Origin of the sequence: Photobacterium sp. CCB-ST2H9, from assembly GCF_023151555.2 — a bacterium.
In the GTDB taxonomy this organism is placed as follows: Bacteria; Pseudomonadota; Gammaproteobacteria; order Enterobacterales; family Vibrionaceae; genus Photobacterium.
On record NZ_CP100425.1, the window covers coordinates 3,379,039 to 3,404,213 of the forward strand.

Consider the following 25,175-nt stretch of genomic DNA (forward strand, 5'->3'; position numbering starts at 1 on the left):
GTGAGGAGTTGACCCATAAAGGCGCCGGGGCGGCGGCGCCTTCATATTGATACCGGATTCAAGAGTCCCTGACGAAGTCAGGATTACTCGTCTTCCAGCTCGATGTTGATACCCAACGAGCGGATCTCTTTCAACAGTACGTTGAAGGACTCCGGCATACCTGGTTCCATACGGTGATCGCCATCGACGATGTTCTTATACATCTTCGTACGGCCATTCACGTCATCCGATTTGACAGTCAGCATTTCCTGCAGCGTATAAGCGGCACCATAAGCTTCCAGTGCCCACACTTCCATCTCACCGAAGCGCTGACCACCGAACTGAGCTTTACCACCCAGTGGCTGCTGAGTAACCAGACTGTACGAACCAGTAGAACGCGCGTGCATCTTGTCGTCTACCAGGTGGTTCAGTTTCAGCATATACATGTAACCTACGGTTACAGGACGCTCAAACTGCTCACCGGTACGGCCGTCAAACAAAGTCAGCTGGCCTGATTCTGGGAGGTCACCCAGTTTCAGCAGCTCTTTGATTGAAGACTCTGGCGCACCGTCAAAGACAGGTGTCGCGATTGGCAGACCACCACGCAGGTTCTCAATCAGGGTACGAACTTCTTCATCAGTCATGGACGCAATGTCCACATTCTGACGGGTATCGCCCAGATCATAAACCTTCTGCAGGAACTCGCGGAACTTGTGCAGTTCCTGCTGTTCTTTCAGCATCTGGTTGATCTTGTCACCGATACCTTTCGCTGCCAGACCCAGGTGAGTTTCCAGAATCTGACCGATGTTCATACGCGAAGGTACACCCAGCGGGTTCAGTACGATATCGACAGTTTGGCCTTTCTCATCGTAAGGCATGTCTTCAACCGGACAGATCTTCGAGATAACACCCTTGTTACCGTGACGACCGGCCATCTTATCACCAGGCTGGATGCGACGCTTCACGGCCAGGTAGACCTTGACGATCTTCAGGACGCCAGGTGCCAGATCATCACCTTGAGTGATCTTACGGCGCTTGGTTTCGAACTTCTTATCGAATTCAGCTTTCAGCTCGTCGTACTGCTCTGCCAGCTGCTCCAGCTGGTTTTGCAGAGACTCATCATCCAATGTCTGAGAGAACAGCTTCTCACGGTCCATTGAAGACACGCGCGCGTCATCATAACCGGCAGACAGCAGCAGAGTACGGACACGAGCCAGCAAACCACCTTCCAGGATCTGGAATTCTTCGGTGATGTCTTTCTTCGCTTCTTTCAGCTGCATCTCTTCAATTTCGAGTGCACGCTTGTCCTTCTCTACGCCATCACGTGTGAAGACCTGAACGTCAATGATGGTACCAGACACAGAGTTCGGTACACGCAGTGACGAATCTTTCACGTCAGAGGCTTTTTCACCGAAGATTGCACGCAGCAGTTTCTCTTCCGGCGTCAGCTGAGTTTCACCTTTCGGTGTTACCTTACCAACCAGAATGTCGCCACCCTTCACTTCCGCACCGATATACACGATACCGGACTCGTCCAGTTTGGACAGGGCCGCTTCACCCACGTTCGGGATGTCTGCTGTGATTTCTTCAGCGCCCAGCTTGGTATCACGCGCCACACAGGACAGTTCCTGAATGTGGATAGTCGTCAGGCGATCTTCCTGAACAACGCGCTCAGACACCAGGATGGAGTCCTCAAAGTTGTAACCGTTCCAAGGCATGAACGCGATACGCATGTTCTGGCCCAGAGCCAGTTCACCCAGGTCCGTTGAAGGACCGTCTGCCAGCACGTCACCACGTGCAACAGGTTCACCCGGCATCACAGTCGGACGCTGGTTGATACAAGTGTTCTGGTTAGAACGGGTGTATTTCGTCAGGTTGTAGATATCAATACCGGCTTCGCCTGGTACCAGCTCGTCTTCGTTGACCTTAATCACGATACGAGATGCATCTACGGACTGAACCATACCGCCACGTTTAGCAACCGCAGTTACACCGGAGTCAACTGCTACTGCACGCTCGATACCTGTACCAACCAGCGGCTTGTCTGCACGCAGTGTTGGTACAGCCTGACGTTGCATGTTCGCACCCATCAGGGCACGGTTCGCATCGTCGTGCTCCAGGAATGGGATCAGGGACGCCGCCACAGATACCACCTGGTTGGTTGCAACGTCCATGTACTGGACGTGGTCACGTGGGTGAAGACCTGATTCACCTTTGTGACGGGCAGTGATCAGCTCATCTGCGAAGCTACCATTCTCTTCCAGAACAGCGTTCGCCTGAGCGATAACAAACTGACCTTCTTCAATCGCTGACAGGTAATCGATCTGGTCGGTTACCTTGCCGTCAACCACTTTACGGTATGGAGTTTCCAGGAAACCGTATGGGTTACAACGGGCAAACACAGACAGCGAGTTGATCAGACCGATGTTCGGACCTTCAGGGGTCTCGATCGGACACAGACGACCATAGTGCGTTGCGTGAACGTCTCGAACCTCAAAGCCCGCACGTTCACGAGTCAGACCGCCTGGACCCAGAGCAGAAATACGACGCTTGTGCGTAACTTCTGACAGCGGGTTGTTCTGATCCATAAACTGAGACAGCTGAGAAGAGCCGAAGAACTCTTTCACTGCCGCTGAAATTGGCTTGGCGTTGATCAGATCCTGAGGCATCACAGCATCCAGATCACCCAGACTCAGGCGTTCTTTCACTGCACGCTCAACACGGACCAGACCCACACGGAACTGGTTTTCAGCCATTTCGCCGACACTACGGATACGGCGGTTACCCAGGTGGTCGATATCATCAACTTCACCTTTACCGTTCCGAATGTCGATCAGCTTGCGCATCACTTCGATGATGTCATCGTGATCCAGCGTACCCGGACCTGTCGTCTCTTCACGAATCAGAGAGCTGTTGAACTTCATCCGGCCAACCGCAGACAGATCGTAACGATCTTCTGAGAAGAACAGACTTTCGAACAGCTGCTCAGCCGCTTCGCGCGTTGGTGGCTCACCAGGGCGCATCATGCGGTAGATTTCAACCAGAGCACTCAGACGGTCAGTCGTGCTGTCGATACGCAGGGTATCAGACATGTACGGACCGTAGTCCAGGTCGTTCGTAAACAGCACCTGAATGGCTTTATGGCCAGCTTGAGACAGCTTCGCCAGCGATTCCAGGCTCAGTTCCTGGTTCGCTTCCGCGATCAGTTCACCGGTCTCTTCGTTGACGTAGTCACGCGCGGCAACTTTACCGACGATGTACTCAACAGGGACTTCGATGTGGTCGATGTTGTCTTTCTGCAGCTGACGAATGTGACGCGCAGTAATACGGCGGCCCTTCTCTACATACACAGTGCCGTTCGCTTCGATATCGAAGCTTGCGGTTTCACCACGCAGACGATCGGGTACCAATTCCATAACCAGAGACTTGCCCTGCACTTCGAAATTGATCTTCTCAAAGAACAGGTCAAGGATTTGCTCAGTGGTATAACCCAGCGCACGCAGGATGATAGACGCAGGCAACTTACGACGACGGTCGATACGAACGTAGACGTTATCCTTCGGATCAAATTCGAAATCCAACCATGAACCACGGTATGGAATGATGCGTGCGTTATACAGCACTTTACCTGAGGAATGGGTTTTACCCTTATCGCTGTCGAAGAAGACACCCGGGCTACGGTGCAGCTGGGATACGATAACCCTCTCGGTACCGTTAATAACGAATGTACCGTTATCTGTCATGAGCGGAATTTCGCCCATGTAAACTTCTTGTTCTTTGATGTCTTTGACGGTGCCAGCCGGTGCATCCTTGTCATACATCACAAGGCGCAGTTTCACACGCAGTGGTGCAGAATACGTTACACCGCGGATCTGACATTCTTTAACATCGAACACCGGCTCACCGAGACGATAGCTAACGTATTGCAGCTCGGAATTGCCGTTATAGCTCTGAATTGGGAAAACAGAACGAAAGGCAGCTTCTAGACCGTAATGCCCTTCCGGATCCTGCTCGATGAACTTATCAAAAGACTCAAGCTGGATCGACAGCAAGTAAGGTACATCCAATACTTGTGGACGCTTACCAAAATCCTTACGGATACGCTTTTTCTCGGTATAAGAGTAAACCATAGGTTCCTCAGATCGCTGATAAGTGATCCTAACTACCTCTAGTAAGAGGCAGTGACTAATAACATTGTTTGTCGCAGGACAGCACTGGATTACAGGCTGTAAATACGCATGGGAAATGGTTGCAAAACAATGTGAAAAACACCACTACCCTACAGCGCAAAAGGGCCGGTGGCTTTTTAGCCACCAGCCCATAGCCATAAAGGCTAAGAAATTAAGTAATAATTACTTGATTTCAACAGAAGCACCAGCTTCTTCCAGCTGAGCTTTCAGAGCTTCAGCTTCAGCTTTCTCAACGCCTTCTTTCAGAGGTGCTGGAGCGCCGTCAACCAGAGCTTTCGCTTCTTTCAGGCCCAGACCAGTTGCGCCACGTACTGCTTTGATTACAGCAACTTTGTTAGCGCCAGCAGCAGTCAGAATTACGTTGAATTCAGTTTGCTCTTCAGCAGCAGCTTCAGCAGCGCCACCAGCAACAACTGCTGCAGCAGCAGTAACGCCGAACTTCTCTTCCATAGCTTCGATCAGTTCAACAACTTGCATTACAGACATTTCTGCAACTGCGTCTAGGATTTGCTCGTTAGTGATAGACATAACAATTCTCTTTTAAAGTCAACAATTAGTTTAAATAGCAACCAATGAAAAGCCAAACTTATTAAGCGGCTTCTTTTTGATCGCGAATAGCTGCAATAGTGCGAACCAGCTTGCCAGCAGAAGCTTCTTTCATGCACATCATCAGACGTGCGATCGCTTCGTCGTAAGTTGGCAGTTTCGCCAGAACGTCTGCATCAGTCAGTACGCCTTCGAATGCAGCAGCTTTGATCTCGAAGTCTTTGTTCTCTTTAGCGAAGTCTTTGAACAGACGCGCTGCAGCACCTGGGTGCTCGTTAGAGAAAGCCAGCAGAGTAGGACCTACGAAAGTGTCAGTCAGACACTCGTAGTTAGTACCTACTACTGCACGACGAGCCAGAGTGTTACGAACAACACGTACGTAAACGCCCGCTTCACGCGCTTGCTTACGCAGAGTCGTCATAGCACCCACGGACACGCCGCGAGAATCAGCAACAACTGCAGACAGGGCACCGCTGGCAGCTTCGTTGACTTCAGCAACAATTGCTTTTTTGTCTTGAAGGTTTAAAGCCATTGGACTTGCTCCTGGATTGTGTTTACCCACTCACTGCAAAATTGCAGGAGAGTTTGTACGGCGCAGATCCAAGAAAGACAATACATCAATCATGTTCCTGGCACCGTCTACGTAGGTTAAAGTATTAAGTTCTGAGAACACCTACGGTCTTGGACGAAGACCCCGGCAGAAAATCTGCCCGGATCTTAGCCATAAATTCGAAACGCAGGATTATACATAATCCCAGCGATTCTGCAAATATTAAGCGTTAGCGTCCAGAGAGTTCTGGTCTAGCGCAACACCCGCACCCATAGTGGTTGAGATGCTAACTTTCTTGATGAAAGTACCTTTTGCAGAAGCAGGCTTCGCTTTTTTCAGCGCAACCAGCAGAGATTCCAGGTTTTCTTTCAGTTTGTCAGCGTCAAAATCAACCTTACCAATTGTGGTGTGGATGATACCGTTCTTGTCGTTACGGTAACGAACCTGACCTGCCTTCGCGTTCTTAACCGCTTCAGCAACGTTCGGAGTTACAGTACCAACTTTCGGGTTTGGCATCAGGCCACGAGGACCCAGGATAGTACCCAGCTGACCAACAACGCGCATTGCGTCTGGAGAAGCGATAACGACGTCAAAGTTCATTTCGCCTTTCTTCACTTGTTCAGCCAGATCTTCCATACCAACCAGATCTGCACCAGCTTCTTTCGCTGCTTCAGCGTTCGCACCTTGAGTGAAAACCGCTACGCGGATGTCACGGCCAGTACCGTGTGGCAGTACAGTAGCGCCACGAACGTTTTGGTCAGATTTACGAGCATCGATGCCCAGGTTTACTGCAACGTCAACGCTTTCTACGAATTTAGCAGTAGCCAGTTCTTTCAGCAGAGCAACAGCTTCGTTGATGTCGTACTCGCGAGTAGCGTCAACTTTCTCACGGATTACGCGCATACGCTTAGTTAGTTTTGCCATTCTCTTAACCCTCTACTACCAGACCCATCGAACGGGCAGTACCCGCGATAGAGCGCTTCAATGCTTCGATGTCGGCACCAGTCATGTCTGCAGCTTTAGTTTCTGCAATTTCCTGGATCTGAGCTTCAGTCACTTTACCCACTTTTTCAGTGTTTGGACGGCCAGAACCAGACTTGATACCAGCAGCTTTCTTCAGCAGAACAGCAGCAGGTGGAGTCTTGGTGATGAAAGTGAAAGAACGGTCACTGTAAACAGTGATTACAACTGGAGTCGGCAGACCTTTTTCCAGAGAATCAGTTTTTGCGTTGAACGCTTTACAGAATTCCATGATGTTCACACCGTGCTGACCCAGAGCCGGACCAACTGGTGGAGAAGGGTTTGCCATACCAGCTGCAACTTGCAGCTTGATGTAAGCTTCTACTTTTTTAGCCATTACTAAATTACCTTAATTTGGGTTCGAACGTCTGCTTTCTGCAAACAGACTCCCCGTCTAACGAAAGGGCGCGAAATTATAGTCCAATTCCGCGCCCCTGACAATAATGCTTGATTATTTATTGGTCAGTTTTTTTCTACCTGACCAAACTCCAGCTCAACTGGTGTCGCACGGCCGAAGATAGAAACCGACACTTTGAGGCGGCTCTTGTCGTAATCGACTTCTTCAACCACACCGTTAAAGTCAGCAAACGGACCGTCAGTCACACGAACCACTTCACCAGGCTCAAATACTGTCTTGTGAACTGGCGATTCACTCGCCTGCTGCAGACGATTCAGAATCGCAGCAGCTTCTTTATCGGAAATTGGTGCAGGTCGATCAGATGTTCCGCCAATGAACCCCATCACACGAGGAATACTACGTACCAGATGCCAGGTTTCATCGTTCATCACCATTTGCACAAGGACGTACCCTGGGAAGAACTTGCGCTCGCTTTTACGGCGCTGGCCAGCACGCATTTCCACTACTTCTTCAGTCGGTACCAGGACCTCATCAAAGTAATCTTCCATGCCATGCATCTTGATATGTTCACGTAGTGACTGTGCAACACGACCTTCAAAACCAGAGAAGGCTTGCACAACATACCATCGTTTTTTAGGAGCTTCGCTCATGAACTCTTACCTCTATACACCGGTAACCAGGCGGACCAAACGGACCATGATGCCGTCGATGCCCCACAGGGCTAACGCCATAATGACAGTGACAGCTAAAACGATAAAGGTTGTCTGCGTAGCTTCCTGACGAGTTGGCCACACTACCTTGCGGACTTCCATACGCGATTCACGAGCAAAAGTGATCGCCGCTTTACCTTTCGCAGTAAGCGCCGCAATACCACCAGCTATGGCTACCAGAACCACAACTGCAGTTGCGCGCAACGCTACATTTACTACATCACTGTACAGGTAATTACCAACCACCGCTGCTGCCAGTAGGGCAAATACAACAACCCATTTCAGGCCATCCATATTACTAGAGCTGCTTTGGTTTTCGGCATTCGCTTTCATACAACCAACCTGTAACTTGTCTCAATATAGACGAAAATAACCTCGCAGGTGGCGAGGCTTTCTAAGGATTAAGTGAATCCCTTCGTAACGCCCGGATTCATTAACGCACTTTTTACTCGGCACACTGACCAAAAAATACGCTAGTCTGAAGCGGAACGTAGAAAAAGGGCATCAAATGATGCCCTTTTTCGTGCCTTGTCGTCAAATATTATTCAACGATCTTAGCAACAACACCAGCACCAACGGTACGGCCACCTTCACGGATTGCGAAGCGCAGACCTTCGTCCATTGCGATAGGTGCGATCAGAGTAACAACCATCTTGATGTTGTCACCTGGCATGACCATCTCAACGCCTTCTGGCAGTTCGATAGTACCGGTCACGTCAGTTGTACGGAAGTAGAACTGTGGACGGTAGCCTTTGAAGAACGGAGTATGACGGCCGCCTTCGTCTTTAGACAGAACGTATACTTCTGACTCGAAAGTTGTGTGTGGAGTGATTGAACCAGGCTTAGCCAGAACTTGACCACGCTCAACTTCGTCACGCTTAGTACCACGCAGCAGAACACCAACGTTCTCACCAGCACGGCCTTCGTCCAGAAGCTTACGGAACATCTCAACACCAGTACAAGTCGTAGTGGTGGTGTCTTTGATACCTACGATAGCAACTTCGTCACCTACGCGAACGATACCTTGCTCAACACGACCAGTTACAACAGTACCACGGCCCTGGATTGAGAATACGTCTTCGATTGGCAGGATGAACGGTTTGTCGATAGCACGCTCTGGCTCTGGGATGTAAGAATCCAGTGCTTCAGCCAGCTCAACGATTTTCTCTTCCCACTGAGCTTCGCCATTCAGCGCGCCCAGAGCAGAACCCATGATTACTGGGCAGTCGTCGCCTGGGAAGTCGTACTCAGACAGAAGTTCACGAACTTCCATCTCAACCAGCTCCAGCAGCTCTTCGTCATCCACCATGTCGCACTTGTTCATGAACACGATGATGTAAGGGATACCAACCTGACGACCCAGCAGGATGTGCTCACGAGTCTGTGGCATTGGGCCATCAGTCGCAGCAACAACCAGGATACCACCGTCCATCTGAGCAGCACCGGTGATCATGTTTTTCACGTAGTCGGCGTGTCCTGGGCAGTCAACGTGCGCGTAGTGGCGAGTCGGAGTATCGTACTCTACGTGAGAAGTAGAGATTGTGATACCACGCTCACGCTCTTCTGGCGCGTTATCGATAGATGCGAAGTCACGCGCTGAACCGCCGTATTTTTTAGACAGTACAGTACAGATTGCAGCAGTCAGAGTAGTTTTACCGTGGTCAACGTGGCCGATAGTACCAACGTTAACGTGCGGTTTCGTACGTTCAAATTTTTCTTTAGACATGGGTAGTCCCTCTAGGCACGGTATTTAGGTGGTATAACGACCACACAACCAATCATGGGTTTTGTAGAGTATATATCAAAAGAATTGAAGTGCTTTGGAGAGAGAGTGGTGCTGATAGGCGGATTTGAACCGCCGACCTCACCCTTACCAAGGGTGCGCTCTACCAACTGAGCTATATCAGCACACGAGAAATGTGGAGCGGGCAGCGGGAATCGAACCCGCATCATCAGCTTGGAAGGCTGAGGTAATAGCCATTATACGATGCCCGCAAACTCGTAACTCGTAGAGCTATTCAACCATTTGAATATGGTGGAGGGAGAAGGATTCGAACCTTCGAAGGCGGAGCCGTCAGATTTACAGTCTGATCCCTTTGGCCACTCGGGAATCCCTCCAAATTTTGGTGCCGACTACCGGAATCGAACTGGTGACCTACTGATTACAAGTCAGTTGCTCTACCTACTGAGCTAAGTCGGCGTAAGTGCTGCGCATTCTATGCGATGGATTTGGGGGTTGCAATAGGAAAACACAAAAAAAATTAGATTGATGCGCCTTATGCGCATTTATTAACCAAACATCGGTAAGTGTGTACAGATTTCATCATCGGAACAAAAGATGTCCTCTTTCCCTTCGTCAATTGATCCTGTATTGTCCCATTCCCTGTGAATGAGATTTTGGTTACAAAATGAACGAGATCCTAACACCTTACCTCTCCTTTGACCGGCAGGCATGGGCTGAATTACGCAAGTCGGTTACCATGACACTGAACGAATCGGATCTCGAAAATCTTCGCGGGATAAACGAGCACCTTTCCATGGATGAAGTTCGGGATATCTACCTGCCATTATCTCGTTTGCTGAATCTGTATGTCGGTGCGCGCAAAGGTCGTAATCGTGTGTTAGAAGAATTTCTTTCACAGCCCAAACCCACGACTGTCCCTTATATCATCGGCATTGCTGGCAGTGTCGCTGTCGGGAAAAGCACAACGGCCCGTTTGCTGAAAGCCCTGCTCACCCGGTGGCCTGAACATCCTAAAGTCGAGCTCATCACAACCGACGGTTTCCTTTATCCGAATCATGTTCTGCTGGAAAAAAACCTGATGAAGAAGAAAGGATTTCCGCAGTCCTATGATATTCGTCGCCTGGTAGAGTTTCTGACCGAAGTAAAATCCGGCAAACCCCGCGTAGAGGCGCCCGTTTATTCCCACCTGACTTATGACATTACCGATGAAATCAAAGTGGTGGAACAGCCGGACATCCTCATCATTGAAGGACTCAATGTATTACAAAGCGGTATGGACTACCCGCATGAACCGCATCGGGTCTTTATTTCTGATTTACTCGACTTCTCGATTTATGTCGATGCAGAGCCGGACCTGCTGCAAACCTGGTACATTGAGCGGTTCTTGAAATTCCGCAAGGGCGCCTTCCAGGATCCCTCTTCTTATTTCAATCACTACACAAAACTGAGCGAATCAGAAGCGATTAAAACTGCCACCAATATCTGGCAGGAAATCAACGGGAAAAACCTCAAGGAAAATATCCTGCCGACCCGTGAACGGGCCAGCCTGATCCTGCAAAAAGGATCAAATCATGCAGTACAGACCATCAAGCTCAGAAAATAGCGAATCCAGACAAGACCAGCACTTTGAGCACTGGTCTTGCATTTAATCTAATCGCCTTTACGCAGTGAGATCTCCCCACCCAGATAAGGGACCAGCCCCTGTTCAGTTTCTAGCAGTAAGGCACCCTGAGGGTTGATTCCGCGGGCAATTCCCCGAATCACCTTTTCACCCATCAGTAATTTGACTGGCCGGCCAAGAAAGTTGTCATACTGATCCCACTCATCAACAAAACCAGCCATCCCAACGTCTTCATAACGCTGCAATGTTTCGGTCATTTCGGCAATAATGGCTGCGGCCAGCTGATTGCGGTCAGGCATGGGTTGGCATGCTTCAGCCAGATTCGCCCATGGCTGACCGACAGTTTCCGGATCCGTATTGGTCATGGTCAGATTCAGCCCCATCCCTATCACCAGATGAGCCGCATCGCCTGCTTTCCCGCTCATTTCAACGAGAATCCCAGCCAGCTTTTTATCCTGATAATAAAGGTCATTGGGCCATTTGACTTTGATGTCTTTCGCGCCCAGTTTCTGAAGGGTTTTCGTTACCGCCAGCCCAACCACAAGGCTTAACCCCATTGCGGCTGCAACCCCGGCATCTAGCCGCCAGTACATAGAAAAGTAAAGGTTACTACCAAATGGAGATAACCACTGTCTTCCACGCCGGCCCCTGCCTGCCTGCTGATATTCAGCCAGACAAACGGCGCCCTTGGGCAACTGTCCGATCCGATCCAGCATGTACTGGTTCGTCGAATCAATCACGGGAACCAATGACAGCGACGGGCAGTCGACCTGAGCAAGAATGGCTGTTTCATCCAGCAGCTCAAATCCGGCCGCTAAACGATAACCCTTGCCCTGAACCCGGTGGACATCCAGTCCCCATTCCTGAATCACCTTAATATGTTTACTGATCGCCGCACGCGAGATCCCCATCACTTCCCCGAGCGCCTCTCCGGAGTGGAATTGCCCGTCCGCAAGTGTGCGGATCAGGGCTAGCTTAGTCGCATGCTCTTTCATGGCATCACCTCATCCAATGTGGTTTCCCCGTTGGCAGCCATAAAGCGCACCTCGTGTTCCAGCCGGACTCCAAATTTATGAGCCACGGTATCCACAATATGCCGGGCCAGCCGGAGTACATCCTCAGAGGTTGCATGACCGGTGTTCACAATCACTAGGGCTTGCTCTTGATGAACAGCGGCGCCGCCAATCTGATAGCCCTTTAAATCACACTGGTCAATCAGCCATCCTGCTGCCAGCTTGTAATGCCCTTGCTGAGCCGGGTAGCTCGGTAATCCGGGAAACGCCGCAGAGAGTTGCTGATACATTTCCTGCGTGACAACCGGGTTCTTAAAGAAACTGCCCGCATTCCCCAATTGCGCCGGATCAGGCAGCTTCGCACGACGTACCGCGCAGACCTGTTCCAGAATCTCTCCCGCCGTGACGGTTTCGGGATCAAGAGTGGCCAGCGGGCCATAAGAGATATTCGGCTGCCAGTCCTTGCTCAATCGTATTCCGACAGCGACAATGATGTGTGTTTCCTTCAGGGCGTGCTTAAAAACCGAATCCCGATAGCCGAAGCGACATTCCTCAGCGCTCAGCCGCCGCATCTCACCATCTCGCCTGTCCATGACATCCACATATTCGCAGATGTCCTGTAATTCCACGCCATAAGCGCCAATGTTCTGAATGGGTGCAGAACCGGCACAACCCGGAATCAAAGCCAGGTTTTCAAGGCCGGGCATCCCCTGTTCCACAGTCCAGCAGACCAGCTGATGCCAGTTTTCGCCGGCACCAACATGCAGATGGTAGGCATAGTCCGTTTCAGTGACCGCCACGCCCATGATACGGTTCAGAATCACAGTCCCTTGAAAATCACTGCAGAACAACAGATTACTGCCTTGCCCGATAATCAGTGATGGCGATGAATCCAGGCACTCATTGAAAAGGATGGCCTTCAGTTCATCGACTGTTGCCACAGCGGCTATTCGGGAGGCCGACACCTGGATACCAAACGTATGTAATTGAGCCAGTGACTGGGAATGCAAAACTTCCATACCAATTTCAAACCGTCGCTTTATACTGGAGGCCGCATTCTAACTGATCCCTGGCAGTGACGCAGTTAATTCCATGACAGATTTCACGAAAACAACACTTAGCTTCCATCCTTTGGAACCGATTCGATTCCCGCTGGTCAATCGACTCTACAAGGCCCATTACCCGGCAGGGAAAGCCAAAAGAGACGAAGTCATCTGGATCGGTGAAACAGCATCAGAAATTGTCACTGTTGTCCGCTTCCAGCTGTCTGAGGATCACCAGTTATTAACCGGCATGTTGGTTTCGCCTGCGTTCCGGCAACAGGGAATTGGTCTGGCTTTACTGGCAGCCTGTCAACCGCAGTTGGCATCTATGCGCTGTTTTTGTTTTGCATTCAGCCACCTTGAGTCGCTTTATGTAAGCGCAGGATTCAGAGTTGTCTCTGAGGATGATTTACCTGCGACACTGGCCAACCGGCTTCAACGCTACCGGAGTGCAGGAAAATCACTCACACCCATGCTATACAGCCCGAATTGACCAACCTGCCTCCCAAGCTCAGCAATTGCTCCATTGTGGCCACTTTACCATCACTAAAATCTGGTATAATTGGCCTCTTAATTTTTAGATTTATCAAATAAGTCGCGGAACGAGGCGATAATGGATTCAGCTACTGCAAATAGGCAGCTCATTGATCAGCTACCGTGTATTGCGCATCAACCAGAAAATTTAGAAACACTGCTGGATGCCAGTGCTTTTCGTGAGCGCTTGCATCAGGAAATCTCGAACGCAACTCAGCGTATTTACCTGGTTGCACTCTACCTCCAGGACGACGATGCGGGTCGTGGTATCCTCAAAGCATTGTATGAAGCCAAGCAAAAGCGTCCTGAACTGGATATAAAAGTACTTGTCGACTGGCATCGCGCACAGCGCGGATTAATTGGCGCAGAAAAATCTGAAGGGAACGCAGCTTTTTACCGGGAGTTCTCAGCATCATACGAACATAAAATTGAAGTATTGGGTGTGCCCGTCCGCAACCGTGAAGTCTTTGGCGTACTGCATCTGAAAGGCTTCATCATTGATGATTCGGTGATCTACAGCGGCGCCAGCCTGAATGACGTCTATCTCGCTCAGCATCAGCGCTACCGCTGTGACCGCTACCATGTGCTGAAAAATGCCAGACTGGCAGACAGCATGGCTCAGTTTGTTCAGCAAACATTAGTCGATAGCCCGGCAGTCAATTGCCTGAATCAGCAAGTTCGCCCGGAAACGAAAAGCTTACGGAATGCAATTCGGGACTTACGCCAGGAACTGCAACGGGCAAGCTACTCCTTTGAGCCTGAATCCGTCAGCGAGAATCAGGTCGGGCTGACGCCAATCGTCGGCCTGGGACGACGCAAAAACAATCTCAATAAATATATCTGTACACTGATCGCCAGCGCCAAAAATGAGCTGACTATCTGTACGCCATACTTCAATTTCCCCCGCAGTGTCAGCCGTGAAGTCAAACGAGCCTTAAGACGCGGAGTGAAAATCACCTTAATTGTGGGCGATAAAACGGCCAATGACTTTTATATCCCCCCCAGTGAACCGTTCCGGACAATTGCCGGATTGCCTTACCTGTATGAGGTCAATCTGCGCAATTTTGCCAAACATAATGAAGCTGCGATTGCTCGTCGGCAGTTAGCCATTCATATCTGGAAACACGACAACAACAGTTTCCACCTGAAAGGTATCTGGGTCGACCGTCAGTACATGCTGATCACCGGTAACAATCTCAACCCGAGAGCCTGGAAGCTGGACCTTGAAAATGCCATCTTAGTGCATGACAAGCATGAGTTACTGTCTGAGCAAAAACAGCAGGAACTCAACGCAATCTTGCGACATACTCAATTAATGGGCAGTTATAAATTTATCGACAAAGTCGAAAGCTATCCTCTGCCAGTCAGACGCTTAATCAAGCGTATACGACGCCTGAAAGCAGATCATATCCTGAACCAGATCCTGTAGGGGGTTGATCATGACGATTGCAGCAATTGATGTGGATGCTCAGCAAACATTTACCCCGCTTTGTCCGGACGAATTACCCGTTCCGGGTGGGGATCAAATTGCAGCAGCGCTCAACGAACAGGCTGAATTGGCGAGTTGGCGCATCCTCACCAAGGATGCCCACCCGTCGAATGCCGTCTGGGTTGTGGAACACCACGACAAGATGCTGCAATCACTTCCGCATCCGAATGCCGATCTGACCTGGGTGAAACACGCCGTTCCCGGCACACAAGGCTTCAAAGTCATCCCTGGGCTTCCGGAGGTCACAGACTATGATCATGTCATCTGGAAAGGGATCGAGCCTGATCTTCACCCCTACGGTGCTTGCTACCACGATCTGCAGGAACAACTCAGTACGGGTCTGATCGAATGGCTCAACAGCAAAGGCGTCACAACTGTTTTAATTGGCGGACTGGCAACAGACTATTGCGTGAAGACTACTGCGCTCCAGCTCCAGGCAACAGGGGCATTTAAAGTCATTGTCAATTTAGCAGCCTGCCGCGGCATTGCCGAGGATACGGTCACTTCCAGCTGCGCTGAAATGCGTCAGGCCGGAATATTCGTAGCCAAAAACCTATCAGAAGTGAAATCTCTCTGTTCCGATGAGACGTACATCCTGCCATAGCAAATCAGGTATCCGTTCAATCGGATACCTGGTTTTCAATCTCACCACAGCCCTTCTGTAGCACTCACATATTTTCCTACGAGCCGAATTTTGAACCGCCAGCCAAGCGGTGTTTACATTTCGTTTCTGTCACCGCTGACTTTTATTACGGCATGCCTACAGCACAATCAACAATAACGACACGGAGTTCTTATCAGTGATGCAGAACCAAGACGACAAAAGCAAAGCACTAGTCATCCCAGTCAGGTTTTCATAGATACATTCAGAGAGTGGTCTCTGAATCAGCCTCTGATCTTAAGAGAAGCGTAATTAAACTCACAGTGAGTAGCTTCGATTGAGAGCAAGTATCAAATGATGCTCAGTTGATCTGATGCTTATCGAAAAAGTTAAAACGCAAAAAGGCCACCCATTCGGGTGGCCTTTTTTAAATAGGGAGCCTGGCGATGTCCTACTCTCACATGGGGAGACCCCACACTACCATCGGCGCTGCTGCGTTTCACGTCTGAGTTCGGCATGGGATCAGGTGGTTCCACAGCGCTATGGTCGCCAGGCAAAATTTGTTCAACAATCTCGGAAATATCTGACTAAAGTTCTCAGCACATCATTCAAGTGCTCATGGAGTCCGTACTTAAAACCCCTTGGGTGTTGTATGGTTAAGCCTCACGGGCAATTAGTACAGGTTAGCTGAGCGCCTCACAACGCTTACACACCCTGCCTATCAACGTTCTAGTCTCGAACAGCCCTTCAGGAGACTTAAAGTCTCAGGGATGACTCATCTCAGGGCCAGCTTCCCGCTTAGATGCTTTCAGCGGTTATCTGTTCCGAACTTAGCTACCGGGCAATGCGTCTGGCGACACAACCCGAACACCAGCGGTTCGTTCACTCCGGTCCTCTCGTACTAGGAGCAACTCCCTTCAATCATCCAGCGCCCACGGCAGATAGGGACCGAACTGTCTCACGACGTTCTAAACCCAGCTCGCGTACCACTTTAAATGGCGAACAGCCATACCCTTGGGACCGACTTCAGCCCCAGGATGTGATGAGCCGACATCGAGGTGCCAAACACCGCCGTCGATATGAACTCTTGGGCGGTATCAGCCTGTTATCCCCGGAGTACCTTTTATCCGTTGAGCGATGGCCCTTCCATTCAGAACCACCGGATCACTATGACCTGCTTTCGCACCTGCTCGAACCGTCATTCTCGCAGTTAAGCGGGCTTATGCCATTGCACTAACCTCACGATGTCCGACCGTGATTAGCCCACCTTCGTGCTCCTCCGTTACGCTTTGGGAGGAGACCGCCCCAGTCAAACTACCCACCAGGCACTGTCCGCACCCCGGATAACGGGGCGACGTTAGAACATCAACACTACAAGGGTGGTATTTCAAGGACGGCTCCACAGATACTGGCGTACCTGCTTCGAAGCCTCCCACCTATCCTACACATGTAGGGTCAATGTTCAGTGCCAAGCTGTAGTAAAGGTTCACGGGGTCTTTCCGTCTAGCCGCGGGTACGCAGCATCTTCACTGCGATTTCAATTTCACTGAGTCTCGGGTGGAGACAGCGTGGCCATCATTACGCCATTCGTGCAGGTCGGAACTTACCCGACAAGGAATTTCGCTACCTTAGGACCGTTATAGTTACGGCCGCCGTTTACCGGGGCTTCGATCAAGAGCTTCTCCGAAGATAACCCCATCAATTAACCTTCCGGCACCGGGCAGGCGTCACACCGTATACGTCATCTTTCGATTTTGCACAGTGCTGTGTTTTTAATAAACAGTTGCAGCCACCTGGTATCTGCGACTGCCAGCAGCTCCAAGAGCAAGTCTCTTCACCGCCGGCAGCGTACCTTCTCCCGAAGTTACGGTACCATTTTGCCTAGTTCCTTCACCCGAGTTCTCTCAAGCGCCTTGGTATTCTCTACCCGACCACCTGTGTCGGTTTGGGGTACGATTCCTTACTATCTGAAGCTTAGAGGCTTTTCCCGGAAGCATGGCATCAATGACTTCATCACCGTAGTGACTCGACATCGGGTCTCAGCCTTGAGATGGTCCGGATTTGCCTAAACCATCAGCCTACACCCTTGAACCAGGACAACCGTCGCCTGGCCCACCTAGCCTTCTCCGTCCCCCCATCGCAATAGTAAGAAGTACGGGAATATTAACCCGTTTCCCATCGACTACGCCTTTCGGCCTCGCCTTAGGGGTCGACTTACCCTGCCCCGATTAACGTTGGACAGGAACCCTTGGTCTTCCGGCGGGGAGGTTTTTCACCCCCCTTGTCGTTACTCATGTCAGCATTCGCACTTCTGATACGTCCAGCATGCCTTACAGCACACCTTCAGCCGCTTACAGAACGCTCCCCTACCCAATACGATAAATCGCATTGCCGCAGCTTCGGTGTATCACTTAGCCCCGTTAAATCTTCCGCGCAGGCCGACTCGACCAGTGAGCTATTACGCTTTCTTTAAATGATGGCTGCTTCTAAGCCAACATCCTGGCTGTCTGAGCCTTCCCACATCGTTTCCCACTTAGTGATACTTTGGGACCTTAGCTGGCGGTCTGGGTTGTTTCCCTCTCCACGACGGACGTTAGCACCCGCCGTGTGTCTCCCGGATAGTACTTACTGGTATTCGGAGTTTGCAAAGGGTTGGTAAGTCGGGATGACCCCCTAGCCTTAACAGTGCTCTACCCCCAGTAGTATTCGTCCGAGGCGCTACCTAAATAGCTTTCGGGGAGAACCAGCTATCTCCAGGTTTGATTGGCCTTTCACCCCTAGCCACAAGTCATCCGCTAATTTTTCAACATTAGTCGGTTCGGTCCTCCAGTAAGTGTTACCTCACCTTCAACCTGCCCATGGCTAGATCACCTGGTTTCGGGTCTAATCCCAGCAACTGCACGCCCAGTTAAGACTCGGTTTCCCTACGGCTCCCCTATACGGTTAACCTTGCTACTGAAATTAAGTCGCTGACCCATTATACAAAAGGTACGCAGTCACCCCGAAGGGCTCCTACTGCTTGTACGTACACGGTTTCAGGTTCTTTTTCACTCCCCTCACAGGGGTTCTTTTCGCCTTTCCCTCACGGTACTGGTTCACTATCGGTCAGTCAGGAGTATTTAGCCTTGGAGGATGGTCCCCCCATCTTCAGACAAGATAACACGTGTCCCGTCCTACTCGTTTTCACGTTTAAGGCATCGTCGGTTACGGGGCTGTCACCCTGTATCGCGGCACTTTCCAGAGCCTTCACCTGACACAAAAAACGCTTAAGGGCTAATCCGGTTTCGCTCGCCGCTACTGCCGGAATCTCGGTTGATTTCTCTTCCTCGGGGTACTTAGATGTTTCAGTTCCCCCGGTTCGCCTCATCAGGCTATGTATTCACCTGATGATAACTGCTTATGCAGCTAGGTTTCCCCATTCGGAAATCGGTGACTCAAGTGGCTCTTACTGCCTCATCACCGCTTATCGCAAGTTAGTACGTCCTTCATCGCCTCTGACTGCCCAGGCATCCACCGTGTACGCTTAGTCACTTAACCATACAACCCCAAGAGGTTTCGTATGTTCAAACAACCAAGGTTTGATTTGTTTCGCCGGACTCACTTTGCTTTCACTTTTGAAAAGTGAAGACAAAAAATACAAGACACTTGAATGTGTTTTGCTTGAGAACTCTGTTTCTTTCGAAACAGTTGATTCAATCTCAAAGATTGAATTTACTAGTCAGCTTTCCAGATTGTTAAAGAGCATTGTGAATTATCGACAGATAACCACTTTCTAAAGATTCTCGGGGAAAACCCTTAAAGAGTGGTGGAGCTAAGCAGGATCGAACTGCTGACCTCCTGCGTGCAAGGCAGGCGCTCTCCCAGCTGAGCTATAGCCCCGTCGTTCTGGGTGTCTTTCCGAAGGAAAGAGTGGTGGGCGATACCGGGCTCGAACCAGTGACCCCCTCCTTGTAAGGGAGGTGCTCTCCCAACTGAGCTAATCGCCCACGGATGTTTTACATTCCCGTGGCAGGAATGGTGGGTCGTGCAGGATTCGAACCTGCGACCAATTGATTAAAAGTCAACTGCTCTACCAACTGAGCTAACGACCCGTGGCGTCCCATAGGGGAGTCGAACCCCTGTTACCGCCGTGAAAGGGCGGTGTCCTAGGCCTCTAGACGAATGGGACTTCTAATTCGTACTGATGCTGTTGGGCAGCACCAGTGGCTCTCTACATTTCGACCAGGCAATCTGTGTGGACACTGCGAAACAACGCAGTCTTTAGGTAAGGAGGTGATCCAGCCCCAGGTTCCCCTAGGGCTACCTTGTTACGACTTCACCCCAGTCATGAACCACACCGTGGTAAACGCCCTCCCGAAGGTTAAGCTATCTACTTCTGGTGCAGCCCACTCCCATGGTGTGACGGGCGGTGTGTACAAGGCCCGGGAACGTATTCACCGTGGCATTCTGATCCACGATTACTAGCGATTCCGACTTCATGGAGTCGAGTTGCAGACTCCAATCCGGACTACGACGTACTTTGTGGGATTCGCTCACTATCGCTAGTTGGCAGCCCTCTGTATACGCCATTGTAGCACGTGTGTAGCCCTACTCGTAAGGGCCATGATGACTTGACGTCGTCCCCACCTTCCTCCGGTTTATCACCGGCAGTCTCCCTGGAGTTCCCACCCGAAGTGCTGGCAAACAAGGATAAGGGTTGCGCTCGTTGCGGGACTTAACCCAACATTTCACAACACGAGCTGACGACAGCCATGCAGCACCTGTCTCAGAGTTCCCGAAGGCACCAAAGCATCTCTGCTAAGTTCTCTGGATGTCAAGAGTAGGTAAGGTTCTTCGCGTTGCATCGAATTAAACCACATGCTCCACCGCTTGTGCGGGCCCCCGTCAATTCATTTGAGTTTTAATCTTGCGACCGTACTCCCCAGGCGGTCTACTTAACGCGTTAGCTCCGAAAGCCAGTGTTCAAGACACCAACCTCCAAGTAGACATCGTTTACGGCGTGGACTACCAGGGTATCTAATCCTGTTTGCTCCCCACGCTTTCGCATCTGAGCGTCAGTCTTTGTCCAGGGGGCCGCCTTCGCCACCGGTATTCCTTCAGATCTCTACGCATTTCACCGCTACACCTGAAATTCTACCCCCCTCTACAAGACTCTAGCATGCCAGTTCCAAATGCGATTCCGAGGTTGAGCCCCGGGCTTTCACATCTGGCTTAACACGCCGCCTGCATGCGCTTTACGCCCAGTAATTCCGATTAACGCTCGCACCCTCCGTATTACCGCGGCTGCTGGCACGGAGTTAGCCGGTGCTTCTTCTGCAGCTAACGTCAAAGATGAGCACTGTTAATACTCACCCCTTCCTCACTGCTGAAAGTGCTTTACAACCCGAAGGCCTTCTTCACACACGCGGCATGGCTGCATCAGGGTTTCCCCCATTGTGCAATATTCCCCACTGCTGCCTCCCGTAGGAGTCTGGACCGTGTCTCAGTTCCAGTGTGGCTGATCATCCTCTCAGACCAGCTAGGGATCGTCGCCTAGGTGAGCCGTTACCCCACCTACTAGCTAATCCCACCTGGGCCAATCTTAGCGCGCGAGGCCCGAAGGTCCCCCGCTTTGCTCCGTAGAGATTATGCGGTATTAGCCATCGTTTCCAATGGTTATCCCCCACACTAAGGCATGTTCCCAGGCATTACTCACCCGTCCGCCGCTCGCCGCCCATAACGTCCCCCGAAGGTTCAGTCATGTCGCTGCCGCTCGACTTGCATGTGTTAGGCCTGCCGCCAGCGTTCAATCTGAGCCATGATCAAACTCTTCAATTAGAATTTTGTTGCCTTTCCGAAGAAAAGCGGCTCAGTGATTACTGATAAATTGACTGTGCCGAAGTTCATAAAAGAACTTTCGATTTGGTCACTCAGTTCACTGATAAAATCTTTTTGACTGTATCATTGTCGAGTGCCCACACAGATTGCATGGTCAAATTGTTAAAGAACGTTGACTTTCAATGCTTTAGCGCGTTTCGCTTCAGCAAGTCAGGACGCGTATATTACGCTTCCCTCCGTTGAAGTCAAGACAAAATTTTCATCTTTTTTCGTCCCGGTCCGCGACCGGTCAAAAAGCAAAAACTCTGTGTTGACTCCGCTCACGAAGCATTCACTCCGGAGCGAAGAAAAAGCCCGTCCGCGACGGGCTTTTCGAAGAGAGCACCTGGCGATGTCCTACTCTCACATGGGGAGACCCCACACTACCATCGGCGCTGCTGCGTTTCACGTCTGAGTTCGGCATGGGATCAGGTGGTTCCACAGCGCTATGGTCGCCAGGCAAAATTTGTTCAACAATCTCGGAAAAATCTGACTAAAGTTCTCAGCACATCATTCAAGTGCTCATGGAGTCCGTACTTAAAACCCCTTGGGTGTTGTATGGTTAAGCCTCACGGGCAATTAGTACAGGTTAGCTGAGCGCCTCACAACGCTTACACACCCTGCCTATCAACGTTCTAGTCTCGAACAGCCCTTCAGGAGACTCAAAGTCTCAGGGATGACTCATCTCAGGGCCAGCTTCCCGCTTAGATGCTTTCAGCGGTTATCTGTTCCGAACTTAGCTACCGGGCAATGCGTCTGGCGACACAACCCGAACACCAGCGGTTCGTTCACTCCGGTCCTCTCGTACTAGGAGCAACTCCCTTCAATCATCCAGCGCCCACGGCAGATAGGGACCGAACTGTCTCACGACGTTCTAAACCCAGCTCGCGTACCACTTTAAATGGCGAACAGCCATACCCTTGGGACCGACTTCAGCCCCAGGATGTGATGAGCCGACATCGAGGTGCCAAACACCGCCGTCGATATGAACTCTTGGGCGGTATCAGCCTGTTATCCCCGGAGTACCTTTTATCCGTTGAGCGATGGCCCTTCCATTCAGAACCACCGGATCACTATGACCTGCTTTCGCACCTGCTCGAACCGTCATTCTCGCAGTTAAGCGGGCTTATGCCATTGCACTAACCTCACGATGTCCGACCGTGATTAGCCCACCTTCGTGCTCCTCCGTTACGCTTTGGGAGGAGACCGCCCCAGTCAAACTACCCACCAGGCACTGTCCGCACCCCGGATAACGGGGCGACGTTAGAACATCAACACTACAAGGGTGGTATTTCAAGGACGGCTCCACAGATACTGGCGTACCTGCTTCGAAGCCTCCCACCTATCCTACACATGTAGGGTCAATGTTCAGTGCCAAGCTGTAGTAAAGGTTCACGGGGTCTTTCCGTCTAGCCGCGGGTACGCAGCATCTTCACTGCGATTTCAATTTCACTGAGTCTCGGGTGGAGACAGCGTGGCCATCATTACGCCATTCGTGCAGGTCGGAACTTACCCGACAAGGAATTTCGCTACCTTAGGACCGTTATAGTTACGGCCGCCGTTTACCGGGGCTTCGATCAAGAGCTTCTCCGAAGATAACCCCATCAATTAACCTTCCGGCACCGGGCAGGCGTCACACCGTATACGTCATCTTTCGATTTTGCACAGTGCTGTGTTTTTAATAAACAGTTGCAGCCACCTGGTATCTGCGACTGCCAGCAGCTCCAAGAGCAAGTCTCTTCACCGCCGGCAGCGTACCTTCTCCCGAAGTTACGGTACCATTTTGCCTAGTTCCTTCACCCGAGTTCTCTCAAGCGCCTTGGTATTCTCTACCCGACCACCTGTGTCGGTTTGGGGTACGATTCCTTACTATCTGAAGCTTAGAGGCTTTTCCCGGAAGCATGGCATCAATGACTTCATCACCGTAGTGACTCGACATCGGGTCTCAGCCTTGAGATGGTCCGGATTTGCCTAAACCATCAGCCTACACCCTTGAACCAGGACAACCGTCGCCTGGCCCACCTAGCCTTCTCCGTCCCCCCATCGCAATAGTAAGAAGTACGGGAATATTAACCCGTTTCCCATCGACTACGCCTTTCGGCCTCGCCTTAGGGGTCGACTTACCCTGCCCCGATTAACGTTGGACAGGAACCCTTGGTCTTCCGGCGGGGAGGTTTTTCACCCCCCTTGTCGTTACTCATGTCAGCATTCGCACTTCTGATACGTCCAGCATGCCTTACAGCACACCTTCAGCCGCTTACAGAACGCTCCCCTACCCAATACGATAAATCGCATTGCCGCAGCTTCGGTGTATCACTTAGCCCCGTTAAATCTTCCGCGCAGGCCGACTCGACCAGTGAGCTATTACGCTTTCTTTAAATGATGGCTGCTTCTAAGCCAACATCCTGGCTGTCTGAGCCTTCCCACATCGTTTCCCACTTAGTGATACTTTGGGACCTTAGCTGGCGGTCTGGGTTGTTTCCCTCTCCACGACGGACGTTAGCACCCGCCGTGTGTCTCCCGGATAGTACTTACTGGTATTCGGAGTTTGCAAAGGGTTGGTAAGTCGGGATGACCCCCTAGCCTTAACAGTGCTCTACCCCCAGTAGTATTCGTCCGAGGCGCTACCTAAATAGCTTTCGGGGAGAACCAGCTATCTCCAGGTTTGATTGGCCTTTCACCCCTAGCCACAAGTCATCCGCTAATTTTTCAACATTAGTCGGTTCGGTCCTCCAGTAAGTGTTACCTCACCTTCAACCTGCCCATGGCTAGATCACCTGGTTTCGGGTCTAATCCCAGCAACTGCACGCCCAGTTAAGACTCGGTTTCCCTACGGCTCCCCTATACGGTTAACCTTGCTACTGAAATTAAGTCGCTGACCCATTATACAAAAGGTACGCAGTCACCCCGAAGGGCTCCTACTGCTTGTACGTACACGGTTTCAGGTTCTTTTTCACTCCCCTCACAGGGGTTCTTTTCGCCTTTCCCTCACGGTACTGGTTCACTATCGGTCAGTCAGGAGTATTTAGCCTTGGAGGATGGTCCCCCCATCTTCAGACAAGATAACACGTGTCCCGTCCTACTCGTTTTCACGTTTAAGGTATCGTCGGTTACGGGGCTGTCACCCTGTATCGCGGCACTTTCCAGAGCCTTCACCTGACACAAAAAACGCTTAAGGGCTAATCCGGTTTCGCTCGCCGCTACTGCCGGAATCTCGGTTGATTTCTCTTCCTCGGGGTACTTAGATGTTTCAGTTCCCCCGGTTCGCCTCATCAGGCTATGTATTCACCTGATGATAACCGCTTATGCGGCTGGGTTTCCCCATTCGGAAATCGGTGACTCAAGTGGCTCTTACTGCCTCATCACCGCTTATCGCAAGTTAGTACGTCCTTCATCGCCTCTGACTGCCCAGGCATCCACCGTGTACGCTTAGTCACTTAACCATACAACCCCAAGAGGTTTCGTATGTTCAAACAACCAAGGTTTGATTTGTTTCGCCGGACTCTTCTTACACAAGACACTTGAATGTGTTTTGCTTGAGAACTCTGTTTCTTTCGAAACAGTTTGATTCAATCTCAAAGATTGAATTTACTAGTCAGCTTTCCAGATTGTTAAAGAGCAGTGTGAATTATCGACAGATAACCACTTTCTAAAGATTCTCGGGGAAAACCCTTAAAGAGTGGTGGAGCTAAGCAGGATCGAACTGCTGACCTCCTGCGTGCAAGGCAGGCGCTCTCCCAGCTGAGCTATAGCCCCATCGAGTTTTGCAAGAGTGTTCAACCACTGTGTTTGGGAAAACAGTGGTGGGTCTGAGTGGACTTGAACCACCGACCTCACCCTTATCAGGGGTGCGCTCTAACCACCTGAGCTACAGACCCTTCTCTTGCGCTCTTTACATTTTAACCAGGCAATCTGTGTGGA

At 50.8% G+C, this 25,175-nt stretch carries 14 protein-coding genes, 10 tRNA genes and 5 rRNA genes; 4 read left to right on the forward strand and 25 right to left on the reverse strand.

Translation table 11 applies throughout. The annotated features are described in order from the left end of the window. Positions 1 to 83: 83 nt before the first annotated feature. The 12 genes from rpoB to L4174_RS15585 form a co-directional block, all read right to left on the reverse strand. On the reverse strand, positions 84 to 4,109 hold the full coding sequence (gene rpoB, locus L4174_RS15530) for a DNA-directed RNA polymerase subunit beta (RefSeq protein ID WP_248144360.1): 4,026 nt from the start codon (positions 4,107 to 4,109) through the stop codon (positions 84 to 86). A gap of 222 nt (positions 4,110 to 4,331) precedes the next feature. Beyond that, positions 4,332 to 4,697, reverse strand: coding sequence for a 50S ribosomal protein L7/L12 (rplL, locus tag L4174_RS15535; protein WP_036751330.1), 366 nt, complete (start codon positions 4,695 to 4,697; stop codon positions 4,332 to 4,334). 61 nt (positions 4,698 to 4,758) lie between these two features. Next, complete coding sequence (gene rplJ, locus L4174_RS15540) at positions 4,759 to 5,247, reverse strand: 50S ribosomal protein L10 (protein WP_248144361.1); 489 nt, start codon at positions 5,245 to 5,247, stop codon at positions 4,759 to 4,761. 240 nt (positions 5,248 to 5,487) lie between these two features. Further along, positions 5,488 to 6,189 carry a 50S ribosomal protein L1 gene (gene rplA / locus L4174_RS15545; RefSeq protein ID WP_248144362.1) on the reverse strand — a complete coding sequence of 234 codons (702 nt, stop codon included), beginning with the start codon at positions 6,187 to 6,189 and terminating at the stop codon, positions 5,488 to 5,490. 4 nt (positions 6,190 to 6,193) lie between these two features. Beyond that, positions 6,194 to 6,622, reverse strand: coding sequence for a 50S ribosomal protein L11 (rplK, locus tag L4174_RS15550; protein WP_248144363.1), 429 nt, complete (start codon positions 6,620 to 6,622; stop codon positions 6,194 to 6,196). Positions 6,623 to 6,747: 125 nt separating this feature from the next. Next, on the reverse strand, positions 6,748 to 7,293 hold the full coding sequence (gene nusG, locus L4174_RS15555; protein WP_036751338.1) for a transcription termination/antitermination protein NusG: 546 nt from the start codon (positions 7,291 to 7,293) through the stop codon (positions 6,748 to 6,750). Between the two features lie 12 nt (positions 7,294 to 7,305). Continuing rightward, positions 7,306 to 7,686 carry a preprotein translocase subunit SecE gene (gene secE, locus L4174_RS15560; RefSeq protein ID WP_248144364.1) on the reverse strand — a complete coding sequence of 127 codons (381 nt, stop codon included), beginning with the start codon at positions 7,684 to 7,686 and terminating at the stop codon, positions 7,306 to 7,308. A gap of 208 nt (positions 7,687 to 7,894) precedes the next feature. Further along, a complete protein-coding gene (gene tuf / locus L4174_RS15565; protein ID WP_254589104.1) occupies positions 7,895 to 9,079 on the reverse strand; it encodes an elongation factor Tu in 1,185 nt (394 codons plus the stop codon). Positions 9,080 to 9,185: 106 nt separating this feature from the next. Continuing rightward, a tRNA-Thr gene (locus L4174_RS15570) sits at positions 9,186 to 9,261 on the reverse strand. Positions 9,262 to 9,273: 12 nt separating this feature from the next. Next, positions 9,274 to 9,348 (reverse strand) — tRNA-Gly (locus tag L4174_RS15575). 38 nt (positions 9,349 to 9,386) lie between these two features. Further along, positions 9,387 to 9,471 (reverse strand) — tRNA-Tyr (locus L4174_RS15580). A gap of 6 nt (positions 9,472 to 9,477) precedes the next feature. Then, a tRNA-Thr gene (locus L4174_RS15585) sits at positions 9,478 to 9,553 on the reverse strand. 208 nt (positions 9,554 to 9,761) lie between these two features. Between L4174_RS15585 and coaA the strand changes: the two genes are divergently transcribed. After that, a complete protein-coding gene (gene coaA / locus L4174_RS15590; protein ID WP_248144888.1) occupies positions 9,762 to 10,700 on the forward strand; it encodes a type I pantothenate kinase in 939 nt (312 codons plus the stop codon). A 47-nt stretch (positions 10,701 to 10,747) separates the two neighbouring features. Here the strand turns inward: coaA and birA are convergent, their stop codons facing one another. Continuing rightward, positions 10,748 to 11,713 carry a bifunctional biotin--[acetyl-CoA-carboxylase] ligase/biotin operon repressor BirA gene (gene birA / locus L4174_RS15595; protein ID WP_248144887.1) on the reverse strand — a complete coding sequence of 322 codons (966 nt, stop codon included), beginning with the start codon at positions 11,711 to 11,713 and terminating at the stop codon, positions 10,748 to 10,750. After that, positions 11,710 to 12,750, reverse strand: a complete 1,041-nt coding sequence (gene murB, locus L4174_RS15600) for a UDP-N-acetylmuramate dehydrogenase (protein ID WP_248144886.1) — start codon at positions 12,748 to 12,750, stop codon at positions 11,710 to 11,712. The genes birA and murB overlap by 4 nt, the downstream gene beginning before the upstream one ends. Positions 12,751 to 12,823: 73 nt before the next feature. Between murB and L4174_RS15605 the strand changes: the two genes are divergently transcribed. From L4174_RS15605 to L4174_RS15615, 3 genes are all read left to right on the forward strand, one after another. Further along, positions 12,824 to 13,267 (forward strand): GNAT family N-acetyltransferase, encoded by a 444-nt coding sequence (locus tag L4174_RS15605; RefSeq protein ID WP_248144885.1) that lies wholly within the window; start codon positions 12,824 to 12,826, stop codon positions 13,265 to 13,267. Positions 13,268 to 13,387: 120 nt separating this feature from the next. Beyond that, complete coding sequence (pssA, locus tag L4174_RS15610; RefSeq protein WP_248144884.1) at positions 13,388 to 14,737, forward strand: CDP-diacylglycerol--serine O-phosphatidyltransferase; 1,350 nt, start codon at positions 13,388 to 13,390, stop codon at positions 14,735 to 14,737. A 10-nt stretch (positions 14,738 to 14,747) separates the two neighbouring features. Continuing rightward, positions 14,748 to 15,401: a nicotinamidase gene (locus tag L4174_RS15615; RefSeq protein ID WP_248144883.1), complete on the forward strand. Its 654-nt coding sequence runs from the start codon at positions 14,748 to 14,750 to the stop codon at positions 15,399 to 15,401. 435 nt (positions 15,402 to 15,836) lie between these two features. Here L4174_RS15615 and rrf (L4174_RS15620) read toward each other — a convergent pair. The 11 genes from rrf (L4174_RS15620) to L4174_RS15670 form a co-directional block, all read right to left on the reverse strand. Next, a 5S ribosomal RNA gene (gene rrf / locus L4174_RS15620) occupies positions 15,837 to 15,952 on the reverse strand. Between the two features lie 98 nt (positions 15,953 to 16,050). Continuing rightward, a 23S ribosomal RNA gene (locus L4174_RS15625) occupies positions 16,051 to 18,935 on the reverse strand. Positions 18,936 to 19,201: 266 nt separating this feature from the next. Continuing rightward, positions 19,202 to 19,277, reverse strand: a tRNA-Ala gene (locus tag L4174_RS15630). Between the two features lie 31 nt (positions 19,278 to 19,308). After that, a tRNA-Val gene (locus L4174_RS15635) sits at positions 19,309 to 19,384 on the reverse strand. A gap of 29 nt (positions 19,385 to 19,413) precedes the next feature. Then, positions 19,414 to 19,489 (reverse strand) — tRNA-Lys (locus L4174_RS15640). Between the two features lies 1 nt (position 19,490). Next, positions 19,491 to 19,566: transfer RNA gene (locus L4174_RS15645), tRNA-Glu, on the reverse strand. Between the two features lie 97 nt (positions 19,567 to 19,663). Further along, positions 19,664 to 21,215, reverse strand: a 16S ribosomal RNA gene (locus L4174_RS15650). A 383-nt stretch (positions 21,216 to 21,598) separates the two neighbouring features. Further along, positions 21,599 to 21,714, reverse strand: a 5S ribosomal RNA gene (gene rrf / locus L4174_RS15655). Positions 21,715 to 21,812: 98 nt separating this feature from the next. Continuing rightward, positions 21,813 to 24,697, reverse strand: a 23S ribosomal RNA gene (locus L4174_RS15660). Together the 16S, 23S and 5S rRNA genes with 6 tRNA genes alongside form the textbook arrangement of a ribosomal RNA operon. 237 nt (positions 24,698 to 24,934) lie before the next feature. Beyond that, positions 24,935 to 25,010, reverse strand: a tRNA-Ala gene (locus tag L4174_RS15665). A gap of 45 nt (positions 25,011 to 25,055) precedes the next feature. Beyond that, a tRNA-Ile gene (locus L4174_RS15670) sits at positions 25,056 to 25,132 on the reverse strand. Between the last annotated feature and the right edge of the window lie 43 nt (positions 25,133 to 25,175).